Consider the following 12,181-nt stretch of genomic DNA (forward strand, 5'->3'; position numbering starts at 1 on the left):
GCCGGGAACAGGGCCTGTTTCATAACTGGGAGGAGACCATGAAACTGACACGCAGACTGACACTTGCAGCCTTTACCGCCGCACTGGCGCTGGGCACGGCGATGCCGGCCTTCGCCGCCGACCTAATCGCCATCATCACGCCGGCCTTCGACAATCCATTCTTCAAGGCAGAGGCCGTCGGCGCCGAAGCCAAGGCGAAGGAGCTGGGCTACGACACGCTCGTCATGACGCATGACGACGATGCCAATAAGCAATCGGAAGTCATCGACACAGCGATCGGGCGTGGCGCCAAGGCCATCATCCTCGACAATGCTGGTGCGGATGCGACGGTCGCCGCCTTGAAGAAGGCCAAGGATGCGGGCATCCCCTCCTTCCTCATCGATCGCGAAATCAACGTCACCGGCATCGCCGTCGCCCAGATCGTTTCCAACAACTATCAGGGCGCACAGCTCGGCGCGCAGGAGTTCGTCAAGCTGATGGGCGAGAAGGGCAATTATGCCGAGCTCGTCGGCCGCGAAGCCGATACCAATGCCGGTATCCGCTCTCAGGGTTATCACGACGTCATCGACGACTATCCCGACCTGAAGCTGGTCGCCAAGCAGTCGGCGAACTGGAGCCAGACCGAGGCCTATGCCAAGATGGAAACCATCCTGCAGGCAAATCCCGATATCAAGGGCGTGATCTCGGGCAACGACACTATGGCGATGGGCGCGATTGCCGCTCTGCAGGCCGCCGGCCGCAAGGACGTGATCGTCGTTGGTTTCGACGGGTCGAACGATGTGCGCGACTCCATCAAGGCGGGCGGCATCAAGGCGACGGTCATGCAGCCGGCTTACGCCCAGGCCCAGAAGGCGGTCGAACAGGCCGACGCCTATATCAAGAACAAGACGGCGCCGAAGGATGAGAAGCAATTGATGGATTGCGTCCTCATCAATGCCGACAACGCCGACAAGCTCGAAACCTTCGCACTGAAGAACTGATGGCGGACCACTAAGTGGGAGGGCGCGGAACCGCGCTCTCCCGATGTCTTTCCTGCAAGATCGAGGTGCATTGCATGTTGAGGACCAGAGGCGCGCTCGTGGCCCTTATTTTGGCGGCGGCATTGCCCGGCTGCAAGATTATCAAAACGCCGACGCCCGAGGAGAAGGCGGCAGCGGCGGCAAAGAGTGCCTTCGACCCCGCAGCCAAGGCGGAGGCGATCTGGCAACCCCAGGCACTGCCCGCTATTGAGAAGCGCGCGGGTGACATTAAGACGGTGCTGCAAGCCATAGCCGCCAATCCGGACGATGCCGGCGCAAAATACGGAAACCCGCGAAAACAGGCTTCATCGCCGTGGACTTATGCCGTCAAACTGAGCGGCAAGATCGTGGCTGCCGACACAGCCTCTCGCGCCGGAACCCTCGACGTCGATGTGGATGGCGATGGCAAGCCGGACGCGAAGGTGCAGATCGGCCCTGCGATCCGAGGCACGGCGCTACGCGACGCGCTTGATTTTCTGGACTTCAACGAATTCAGAAACCAGATCGAGTGGGCTCAATTCGGCAAAGCCTTCAATGAGAAGGCAAACTCGTCCTTTCTGGCAGCTCTGCCTCGCAACCAGCTGATCGGAAAGACGATCACCGTAACGGGCGCGTTTCCGCTGCCCCTATCCGGCCAGCTTCCCCTGATCACGCCTTCAGCCTTGACATTGGGGCAATGACCATGAGCGGAACCCCAAGCAACGACATCATCCTGCGCCTGGAGGACGTTTCCAAGGTCTATTCCGGCATCGTCGCCGTCAGGCACGCCAACCTCGAGCTGCACCGCGGCGCGGTCAACGTGCTCGTCGGCGAAAACGGTGCCGGCAAGTCTACCTTGATGAAAATCATCGCCGGCGTCGAACGGCCGACTTCGGGCCGCATCCTGCTCGCGGGCGAGGAAGTCTCCTTCAGCAGCCCGGCCGACGCACAGGCCCGCGGAATCGGCATGATCTTCCAGGAGCTCAATCTCTTTGCCAACATGACGGTGGCCGAGAACATCTTTGCCACGCGCGAAATCACCGGCGGCATTTTCGGTATCGATCACAAGGCGCAGATCGCAAGGGCCAACGCGTTTCTGGATCGGCTCGATGCCGGCATAGGTGCCGAAACCATGGTGGAGGATCTGCCGATCGGGCAACAGCAGCTCGTCGAGATCGCCAAGGCCATCTCGCTCGATGCCCGCATCCTCATCATGGACGAGCCTACATCGGCGCTATCTGCGGCAGAAGTCGACATTCTGTTCAAGGTCATTGCGGAACTGAAGGCTCAAGGCGTCGCCATCGTCTATATCTCGCACCGGCTGGAAGAACTGATGCGCATCGGCGATTATATCACCGTGCTGCGTGATGGACAGATCACCGGCCAGGCCATGGTTCGCGATATCGATACGAAATGGATCGTCAGATCGATGATCGGATCGGACGCCAAGGATTTCGCCAGGGACGGTGGCCATGCGATCGGCAAGGAAGCCTTCCGTGCCGAGGAGATCAGCCTGCCGCGACGCACGGGCGGCCTTGCCGTCGATCATGTCTCGCTGTCGGTGCGCGCCGGCGAAATCCTCGGCATCTACGGCTTGATGGGTGCCGGGCGTAGCGAATTCTTCGAATGTGTGATGGGCCGGCATATGCATTCGACCGGGCGGATCTACATCGATGGGGTCGAGGTTCGCGCACACGACACCACTAGGCGCATCCGGCACGGCCTGGCATTGATCCCCGAGGACCGTCAGCGCGAGGGACTGGTGCAGGTCCTGTCCATCGCCAGCAATTTGACGCTTGCGAGCCTCGGCCGTTTCGCCCGGCTGTTTTTCCATATTGATCCGGGTGCCGAAAAGAACGCCATTCGCGACATGATCCGCGATCTCTCGATCAAGGCGCCCAATCCGGATTTCGAGGTCACCTCCATGTCCGGTGGCAACCAGCAGAAGGTCGTCATCGGCAAGGCGCTGATGACCGATCCGAAGGTGCTTTTGATGGACGAGCCGAGCCGCGGTATCGATGTCGGCGCCAAGGCTGACGTCTTTCGCACCATGCGCAGGCTCGCCGGCAAGGGTCTCGCAATCTTGTTTTCAACATCGGACCTTGAAGAGGTCATGGCACTTTCGGACCGCATCGCAGTGCTCAGCAACGGCAGGCTCGTGACCGTTCTCGACCGCAGCGAAGCGACGGAAGAGGCCATCATCGCAGCATCCGCCAAGGGACACGGACATACAGGGAAACTCGCTTCATGACCGCAGATACGTCCTCCGCCTTTGCGACCAATCGCTCGAACGGCTCCGTTCTCCTGACGCTGATGAAGCTCAGGACCTTCATCGCGCTGTTTGCCGTCGTCATCTTCTTTGCGATCTTTGCACCGAACTTCACCTCGACCGCCAACATCATCCTGATGTCGAAGCACGTCGCGCTCAACGCGTTTCTCGCCATGGGCATGACCTTCGTGATCGTCACCGGCGGGATCGATCTATCGGTCGGCTCGATCGTCGGCCTTTGCGGCATGGTGGCAGGCGCCCTTATCCTCAACGGCGTCGAACTGCCGATCGGCTATACCGTTTACTTCAACATCTACGAGATCATTCTCATCACGCTGGCCGTCGGGCTGCTGATCGGGCTCATCAACGGCCTGCTCATCACCAAGCTCAACGTCGCGCCCTTCATCGCCACGCTCGGAACGCTCTATATCGCCCGCGGCCTCGCGCTCCTGTCTTCCGACGGACAGACCTTTCCGAACCTGGTGGGCCGGTCGGAATATGATACGACAGGCTTCGATGTCTTCGGCGCCGGCCGCATGCTTGGTCTGCCCGTTTCCATCTGGATCCTGATCGTGCTGGCGCTACTCGCCGCCTATGTCGCCCGCTCGACGCCGATCGGCCGGCACATTTTCGCCGTCGGCGGAAACGAGCGCGCCGCGCGCATGTCCGGCATCCGCGTCGATGTGGTCAAGATTTTCGTCTATATGTTCTCGGGGCTCTGCGCTGCCATCGTCGGCATTGTTATATCGTCGGAGCTGATGGCGGCGCATCCGGCGACCGGCGAAAGCTTCGAGCTGAACGCCATTGCAGCGGCAGTACTCGGGGGCACATCCATGTCGGGCGGCCGCGGCACCATAGGCGGCACGATCGTCGGCGCCTTCGTCATCGGCATCCTTTCGGACGGCCTCGTGATGATGGGCGTCTCATCCTTCTGGCAGATGGTGATCAAGGGATGTGTCATCATCATCGCTGTCGTCGTGGATCAGGCGCAGCGGCGCCTCCAGCAGCGCGTAACTCTCATGCAAATGGCAAAGGCAGGCTGAAATGGCAGAACTCAAGGGCGCATTGATCGGTTGCGGCTTCTTCGCGATCAATCAGATGCATGCGTGGCAAGACGTTGAAGGCGCCAGCATCGCCGCGATCTGCGACCGCGATCCGGAGCGGCTGAAACTCGTCGGCGACCAGTTCGGTATCGAACGCCGCTACACGGACGCAGCCACCCTGTTCGCCGATAGGGGCTTCGATTTCGTCGATATAGCAACGACGGTGCAAAGCCATCGCGCCCTGGTGGAGATGGCGGCCTCTTACAAGATACCGGCGATCTGCCAGAAGCCTTTCGCAAAGACGTTGAGCGACGCCAAGGCAATGGTAGAGGCCTGTGCGCGAGCCGGCGTGCCGCTGATGGTGCATGAGAACTTCCGCTGGCAAACGCCCATTCAGGCGGTCAAGCGTGCCCTCCAGTCCGGCGCGATCGGCGAGCCCTTCTGGGGGCGCTTCTCCTTCCGCTCCGGCTATGATGTGTTTTCGGGGCAGCCCTATTTGGCCGAAGGCGAACGGTTCATCATCGAGGATCTCGGCATTCATACGCTCGACATCGCCCGCTTCATCCTCGGCGACGTTTCTTCACTGACGGCCCGCACCAAACGGGTCAATCCGAAGATCAAGGGCGAGGATGTCGCAACCATCCTGCTTGACCATGAAAACGGCGCGACGTCGATCGTCGATGTCAGCTATGCCTCCAAGCTTGCGGCCGAGCCATTCCCTGAAACGCTGATCGAGCTCGACGGCACGAAGGGTAGCATTCGCCTCTCGCAGGGATATCGGCTTGAGGTCAGCGGTGCCGATGGCGTGACCCTATCGGATGCATCACCCCAGCTTCTGTCCTGGGCCTCGCGTCCCTGGCACAATATTCAGGAGAGCGTCCTGGCGATCCAGCAGCATTGGACGGACCGCCTTGCCAGTGGTGGCGAAACCTCCACGTCAGGCGCTGACAATCTCAAGACCCTGGCGCTTGTCGAAGCAGCCTATGAGAGTGCCGCCAACGGGAAATCCGTCGATATCGGAGCGATGCTGCAATGAAGAGCGAGATCGATCCGTTCCAGCTTTACGGCACGCGCGAGCTCGAAACGCCGCCGGTGCGACTGACAGCGGGCAGGCTTGAGGTCGATTTTAAGGACGGCAATCTCCGAGCCATTCGTTACGACGGCATCGAAGTCTTGCGAGCCGTTTCCTATCTGGTTCGCGATCGTGATTGGGGCACCTATGCGCCCGATATCGACGATCTGCGGATTAATCAGCAGCAGGATGGCTTTTTGGTCAGCTATGTTGCGCGTTGCAGAGGCCCTGAGAATACCGAACTTGCGATTGACGTGCGGATAACAGCTGAGGCCGATGAAGCCCTGACCTTCGAGGCAATAGCGCTCTCGACGACCGGCTTCGAAACCAACCGCTGCGGCTTCTGTATCCTGCACCCGATCGTGGGTGTTGCCGGTACACCGGTATCGGTCGAGCATGTCGATGGCAGCCGCGAGAGCACGCATTTCCCCGATCTTATCGAACCCTGGCAGCCCTTCAAGGATATGCGGGCGATTACGCATGGCGTGATGGCGAACGTAACCGCTGAGTGCCGGGTGGAAGGCGACACCTTCGAGATGGAAGATCAGCGCAACTGGTCCGATGCTTCCTATAAGACCTACGTTCGCCCGCTTGCCCTGCCTTGGCCCTATCGCATTCCGGCCAGCGAGCCGATGCGGCAGCGTATCGTTCTGACCATCGGGGATAAGCGGCGTTCTCCACCCTCTTTTTCCCATACGTCGGATGCCGCGATCACCCTAAGCGCGGGGACAAAATCCGGTGCCATGCCATCGATCGGCCTTGTCATTACGCCGGAGGAAGTGGATGCGACGCTGGCTGCGCGCGAGCGCTTAGACGAAATTGCCCCGCAGGAACTGCTGTTTCACTTCGATCCCGATACCGGCCATGGCGCCGATGCGTTCAAACGCTTCGCAGCCGTTGCCGCGATTCATGCCGGCAGATCAACGCTGGAAATCGCATTGCCCTGCCACCAGCCACCTCTTGTTGAAACACAGCAAATAGCAGGCTGGATGCGAGCGGTCGGCTTCAAGCCCGATGCAATCATGATCTCGCCTTCCGTGGACCGGCAATCGACGCCGCCGGGCAGCAAATGGCCCGAATGCCCGCCTCTTGAGGAAGTCTATGCCGCCGCGCACGCCGCCTTTCCCGATGTGCGTATCGGCGGCGGCATGCTGAGCTATTTCACCGAACTCAATCGCAAGCGAGTGCCCGCCGACAGTCTCGATTTCATTACACATTGCACCAATCCCATCGTGCATGCGGCCGACGATCTGAGCGTCATGCAGACGTTGGAAGCGCTGCCCTTCATCACGCGTTCCATACGCGCCATCTACGGCGACAAGCCTTACCGTATCGGACCATCGACCATACCGATGCGGCAGAACCCCTATGGCAGCCGGACGATAGAGAATCCCCGCGGCGGCCGCATCGCCATGGCCAACACCGATCCACGGCACAATGCCCGCTTCGGCAAGGCCTTTGCACTCGGCTATGCCGTCCGCGTCCTCGATGCCGGATTGGAATGCCTGACGCTTTCGGCGCTGACCGGGCCTTTTGGCCTGATCGCCGGAGAAAAAGAGCCGTCGGCGCGGGGAACCACACGACCGCTTTTTAACGTCGTCTCCACCTTGTCTCGCCTCGCAGGCAGCCAGTGGCAGGAGTGCCTGTCGTCCGATCAGACCTCCGTGCTCGCCTTCATCACGGCGCAGCCTGGAGCGGCTCGACAACTCCATTTGGTCAACATCACACCCGCCTCGCAACAGATTCAGCTGGGAAGGTTCCGGCTGCTGGAGCAGCCCGGAAATACGAGGCTTACGCTTGATGCCTATAGCACCGCTTCCACGACTTTGATGGATTGACCTTCATTCGCAGACGCGCAAGTTAGTCCCAACAATCACAATGATTTGGGAGTCTCGGCGTGAAGACGAAGAAATTGATCAACGAGGGTGCCGCCGCCGTCGATGAGATGCTGGCCGGCATCTTGGCGGCTCATCCACGCCATCTGCGCGCTGTCGAGGGATCGCCGCGCTCGATCGTGGCAAAGCATGGCCCACGGGCCGGCAAGGTCGGCCTGGTCATCGGCGGCGGATCCGGGCACGAGCCGACGTTTCTCGGCTTCGTCGGCAAAGGGCTGGCCGATGCCGCCGCTATCGGGAATGTCTTTGCCTCGCCGCCGCCCGATCCGATCATCGAATGTGCCAAGGCCGTCGACGGCGGCGCCGGCGTGCTGTTCATGTATGGTAATTATGCCGGCGATGTCATGAATTTCGACATGGCGGCGGAAATGCTTGCCATGGACGATATCGAGGTGCGTACAGTCCTGACGACGGACGACATCGCTTCTGCGCCGGTCAACCAGAAGGAGCGCCGTCGCGGGGTTGCCGGCAATGTCTTCATCTTCAAGGCCGCGGGTGCAGCCTGCGACCTGATGTACGGTTTCGACGACGTGGAACGGGTGGCGCGGTGGGCTAACGAACGCACCTATACGATGGGGGTGGCGCTCTCGCCCTGCTCTCTGCCACAAACCCGCAAGCCGAATTTCGAGATCGGCGCCGACGAAATGGAAATCGGCATGGGCATCCATGGCGAGCCCGGCGTCGCCCGCGGGCCGATGCGATCGGCGGACGAGGTGACGAGCGAACTCGTCGGCAAAATTCTCGATGAGATGAAGCCGGCGCGCGGCGACCGGGTCGCCGTGCTCGTCAATTCGCTAGGCTCGACGCCGCTGATGGAGCTCTACATCATGATGCGCAAGGTCAAGGCCATGCTCGACGATGCCGGCGTCGTCATTCACCTGTCGCTGGTCGGCAATTACTGCACGTCGCTCGAAATGACCGGCGCCTCGATCACCCTCATGCATCTCGATGACGAATTGCAGCGGCTCATCGATCACCCCTGCGATTGCGCCATGTTCCGCTCCGGCGAGGCGCTGTCATGACCATAATCGGAACAGAAGAGCTGAAATCGCTTTTCGTGCGGATCGCCGAAGCAATGGCCCGCGAGAAGGACCGTCTCTGCGAACTCGACGGCGTGATCGGCGACGCCGACCACGGCATCGCCATGGAGCTCGGCTTCGCTGCCGCAGCCAAGGCGGTTTCGGAGCTGGAATCATCGACATCCAACCCGACGCTGGTCTTCAACACGGCTGCAAAGTCCTTCCTCAATGCGGTGGGCGCCTCGTCCGGACCGCTCTATGCGACCGCCTTGATGCGCGCAGGCGCGGTCGCCAAGGGAAAGGCGTCATTGAGCGACGACGATATGGTCGAAATATTCGCAGCTTTTGCCAAGGGCATTCAGGATCGGGGCAAGGCGGAGGTCGGCGAAAAGACCATGGTGGATGCTTGGGCACCCGCTGCCGCAGCCTGCCGCGCGGCCATGGATCGAGGGCTTTCACTCGCCGATTGCTTGGCCGCCGCCCTTGAAGCGGGCGAAGCGGGCGCAGAAGCAACCAAGGATATGGTCGCGGCAAAAGGCCGGTCGTCGCGCCTGGGCGATCGAGCCTTGGGACATATGGACCCCGGCGCGGCGTCGGCCGTCGTCGTCATGGTCTGTTTTCACGATCACTTCATGCGATACCGCTGATAAGCTCATCATACCAGTTGACATGTTGACAACGATTTGTCAAAACCGCCCTCAGCTTTGCTCAGAGGAGGACGGGAGATGGCTGGCAACTTCAAATATGCGCGTTGGTTCGGCGCTGCTGCTATGGCAGCGGCGGCCTTTTCGGCAACCAATGTTGCCGCGGAAGACCTGACGCTGTGGACGCTGAACTTCGACAATGGCGCGGCAAACGGCGCGCTGAAGAAGGTGGCGAAGGATTTCGAGGCCGCCAATCCCGGCACCCATGTCGAAATCGTCCAGCGCGGCGTCGATGAACACAAGACCGCCCTTCGCGTGGCCGCAGGCTCCAGCAAAGGCCCGGACATCTATTTCAGCTGGGCCGGCCTTGGCCTCGGCGGCGAATATGTGAAGGCGGGACTCTCGCTGCCGCTCGACAAATACTACACCCAGTACAAATGGAACGACGAACTGCTTCCGTCCGCCGCCGCCTTTGCCGATCTCTATCCGGGCGGCAAGCATGGCGTTCCCTTCACCTTCAAGGGCGAAGCGATCTACTACAACAAGAAGCTCTTCCAGAAGGCTGGTATCACCGGGGAGCCGAAAACCTATGAAGAGCTGCTGGCCGCAGCAGACAAGCTCAAGGCCGCAGGCATTCCGGCCTTCACCTTCGGCGGCTCGGTCAACTGGCACGTCATGCGCCTGATGGACGTGCTGCTCGAAACCAAATGCGGCGCCGATAAGCATGACGCGCTGATGGCCATGAAAGCCGACTGGACCAAGGAGCCCTGCGCAACCGATGCCTTCACCGAATTCGCCAAGTGGACGAAGGATTATACGCTGAAGCCTTTCATGGGCATCAGCAACCAGCAATCCTATACCCTGTTCGTCGCCGGCCGTGCTGCGATGATGCTCGAAGGCGACTGGCTGGTCAGCCAGCTGAGCGGCAGCAAGGTCAATCTCGACGATTACGGCGTCGTGCCGTTCCCGACGAACACCAATCGCCTCTATGGCTTTGCCGAGTACAATTACATCAGCACCAAGAGCAAGAGCCCGGATCTTGCGGCAAAGTTCCTCGACTACTTCCTGTCGACGAAGGTGCAGCAGGATCTCGTCGGCCAGATCAGCTCGATCTCGGTCAACAAGAATGTCCAGTACACTGATCAGAAGCCGCTGGAGGCGAAGTGGCTTGAGATCTTCAAAACCTACAGCAAGGTCTACATGAACGGCGACCAGGCCTTCCCGCTCGACGTCACCACCGAATATTTCCGGGTCATCAACGACGTCGCCTCCGGCAACATCCAGCCGGTCGATGCCGCCAAGCAGCTGCAGACCTTCATCGCCGGTCGCACCTGATCAATCGAGGGAGGCCGATCGTCATCGCGGCGAACGGCCTCCCTCACCCTTATGCCCACGCGTCAGCTGCCGCCGGGAGCAATCAGAAATGTCATTCCGCAACCGAACACATGATCCCAGCGTCCAGGCAGCGATCCTGCTTGCGCCGGCCATGCTGATCTACGCGATTTTCGCGCTTTACCCGATGCTGAACGTGGTGGTGCTGAGCTTCCAGAAATGGAACGGCCTCGATCCGCAACGCCCCTTCGTCGGCCTAGCGAACTATCAATATATCTTCACGCAGGACCCCGTCTTCTGGGTTGCCTTCCGCAATACGGTGATCTGGACGATCATGTGCGTGATTTTTCCGCCCATGGTCGGGCTGCTGCTCGCGCTGAGCCTCAACCAGAAGCTCTTTGCCCGCAATACCTTCCGCGCCATCTTCTATCTGCCTGTCATTATCGCCCCGATCGCGGTCGCGACCATGTGGAAATGGATGTACGATCCCTTCTTCGGTCTCTTCACCGAAATCCTGACTTCCATGGGCCTGCAGGACTGGATCCAGGACTGGCTCGGCGACAAGGATATCGCGCTCTATTCCGTCTTCATTGCCTATCTCTGGCAATCCGTCGGCTTTTCCATGGTCCTGTTTCTCGCTGGCCTGCAGAACGTCTCGCAGACGCTGGTCGAAGCCGCCCGCATCGACGGCGCCGGGCGTTGGAACATCTTCCGTTACGTCACCCTGCCTGCATTGCGCACGACGCTGACGATTGTGCTTGTACTCTCGGTCATTTCGTCGCTGAAGGCCTTCGACATCGTTTATGGCCTGACGGGCGGCGGGCCGGCGCAATCGACACAGATGCTGGCGCTCTGGGCCTTCACACAAGCCATGCAGATCTTCGATTTCGGCCGCGGTGCCGCGATCTCGGTCGTCCTGCTGCTCATCACCATCGTCGTCGTCATTCCCTACCTGCGCTGGACGCAAAAGCATGAGGAGGCCGAACAATGACGGCAGCATCGGCCACATCCATGTCGGACGACTTCGAAACGATTGCACCGGCAAAGCGCAAGCGCGATCCCGTCTTGATCGGCCTGTGGATCGCGCTGCTGGTGGTGGCTGCGATCTGGCTCGCGCCTTTCGTTTTCATCGTCTTCACCTCGCTGAAAACGCAGGCTGATGTGACGTCGACCGGCGCCTTCATGCCACCGCTTGAGCCCGCCTTCGAGAATTATTCGAGCGCCTGGGGCCGCGGCAATTTCGCCAGCGCCTTCTTGAACAGCACCATCATTACCGTGATTAAGGTCCCGCTCGGTCTCATCCTCTCGGCGATGGCGGCCTATGCGCTTGCCAAGATACGCCTGCGGTTCAGCAAGATCCTGCTGCTCCTTGTCGTCTTCGGCACGATGATCCCGTTTCAGGTCATGCTGGCGCCACTGTTCACGCTGGTCAATTCGCTGGGCTTAATCGATACCTATCCCGGCGTGATCCTGCCCTACATCGCCTTCGGCGTGCCCTATCAGGTCTTCATTCTGCACGGCTTCTTCAAAGGTATTCCGAAGGAATTGTCGGAAGCGGCCCTGATCGACGGTGCAAGCCATTTCACCATCTTTCGCCGGATATTCCTGCCCGTCTGCCTGCCGGTGCTCGCGGCGCTGCTGATCCTGGATTTCGTTTCGACGTGGAATGAGTTCGCCATGGCGCTCGTGCTGCTGCAGGATCAGCATATGTGGACGCTGCCGCTTGGGCTCATGTCCTTCCAGGGTCAGTTTTCCAATGATTACGGGCAGTTGAACGCGGCGATCGTCATGACTGTGCTACCGGCCACCATCGTTTATCTGATCTTCCAGCGCTACTTCGTCTCCGGCCTCACCTCCGGTGCGGTCAAGGGCTGAGCGGTCGGGCCATTCATCCATCTTCCAAGGAGAA

At 60.3% G+C, this 12,181-nt stretch carries 11 protein-coding genes; all 11 read left to right on the top strand.

Going from position 1 to position 12,181, the window contains the following annotated elements; genetic code table 11:
* The first annotated feature begins 38 nt into the window (after nucleotides 1-38).
* The 11 genes from JJQ51_RS28605 to JJQ51_RS28655 all read left to right on the top strand — a co-directional run bounded on the left by JJQ51_RS28605 (nucleotide 39) and on the right by JJQ51_RS28655 (nucleotide 12,147).
* On the top strand, nucleotides 39-980 hold the full coding sequence (locus JJQ51_RS28605) for a D-ribose ABC transporter substrate-binding protein (protein WP_113351124.1): 942 nt from the start codon (nucleotides 39-41) through the stop codon (nucleotides 978-980).
* 74 nt (nucleotides 981-1,054) lie between these two features.
* A complete protein-coding gene (locus JJQ51_RS28610; RefSeq protein ID WP_113351123.1) occupies nucleotides 1,055-1,699 on the top strand; it encodes a DUF2291 family protein in 645 nt (214 codons plus the stop codon).
* A complete protein-coding gene (locus tag JJQ51_RS28615; RefSeq protein WP_269245574.1) occupies nucleotides 1,696-3,249 on the top strand; it encodes a sugar ABC transporter ATP-binding protein in 1,554 nt (517 codons plus the stop codon). Before JJQ51_RS28610 ends, JJQ51_RS28615 begins: the two co-directional genes overlap by 4 nt.
* Nucleotides 3,246-4,310: an ABC transporter permease gene (locus JJQ51_RS28620; RefSeq protein ID WP_145317892.1), complete on the top strand. Its 1,065-nt coding sequence runs from the start codon at nucleotides 3,246-3,248 to the stop codon at nucleotides 4,308-4,310. The genes JJQ51_RS28615 and JJQ51_RS28620 overlap by 4 nt, the downstream gene beginning before the upstream one ends.
* Nucleotide 4,311: 1 nt before the next feature.
* The gene (locus JJQ51_RS28625) at nucleotides 4,312-5,346 is read left to right on the top strand and encodes a Gfo/Idh/MocA family protein (RefSeq protein ID WP_269245575.1); all 1,035 of its coding nucleotides are present in this window, start codon (nucleotides 4,312-4,314) and stop codon (nucleotides 5,344-5,346) included.
* The gene (gene apnL / locus JJQ51_RS28630) at nucleotides 5,343-7,220 is read left to right on the top strand and encodes a D-apionate lactonase (RefSeq protein ID WP_269245576.1); all 1,878 of its coding nucleotides are present in this window, start codon (nucleotides 5,343-5,345) and stop codon (nucleotides 7,218-7,220) included. Before JJQ51_RS28625 ends, apnL begins: the two co-directional genes overlap by 4 nt.
* A 59-nt stretch (nucleotides 7,221-7,279) precedes the next feature.
* Complete coding sequence (locus tag JJQ51_RS28635) at nucleotides 7,280-8,299, top strand: dihydroxyacetone kinase subunit DhaK (protein WP_152094716.1); 1,020 nt, start codon at nucleotides 7,280-7,282, stop codon at nucleotides 8,297-8,299.
* A complete protein-coding gene (gene dhaL, locus JJQ51_RS28640; RefSeq protein ID WP_113351117.1) occupies nucleotides 8,296-8,943 on the top strand; it encodes a dihydroxyacetone kinase subunit DhaL in 648 nt (215 codons plus the stop codon). Before JJQ51_RS28635 ends, dhaL begins: the two co-directional genes overlap by 4 nt.
* Nucleotides 8,944-9,021: 78 nt before the next feature.
* The gene (locus JJQ51_RS28645) at nucleotides 9,022-10,275 is read left to right on the top strand and encodes an ABC transporter substrate-binding protein (RefSeq protein ID WP_113351116.1); all 1,254 of its coding nucleotides are present in this window, start codon (nucleotides 9,022-9,024) and stop codon (nucleotides 10,273-10,275) included.
* Nucleotides 10,276-10,363: 88 nt separating this feature from the next.
* Nucleotides 10,364-11,263, top strand: coding sequence for a carbohydrate ABC transporter permease (locus JJQ51_RS28650; protein ID WP_145317905.1), 900 nt, complete (start codon nucleotides 10,364-10,366; stop codon nucleotides 11,261-11,263).
* Nucleotides 11,260-12,147, top strand: coding sequence for a carbohydrate ABC transporter permease (locus JJQ51_RS28655; RefSeq protein ID WP_152094720.1), 888 nt, complete (start codon nucleotides 11,260-11,262; stop codon nucleotides 12,145-12,147). Before JJQ51_RS28650 ends, JJQ51_RS28655 begins: the two co-directional genes overlap by 4 nt.
* Nucleotides 12,148-12,181 lie beyond the last annotated feature (34 nt).

Origin of the sequence: Rhizobium sp. AG207R (genome assembly GCF_027109195.1) — a bacterium.
In the GTDB taxonomy this organism is placed as follows: Bacteria; Pseudomonadota; Alphaproteobacteria; order Rhizobiales; family Rhizobiaceae; genus Rhizobium; species Rhizobium dioscoreae.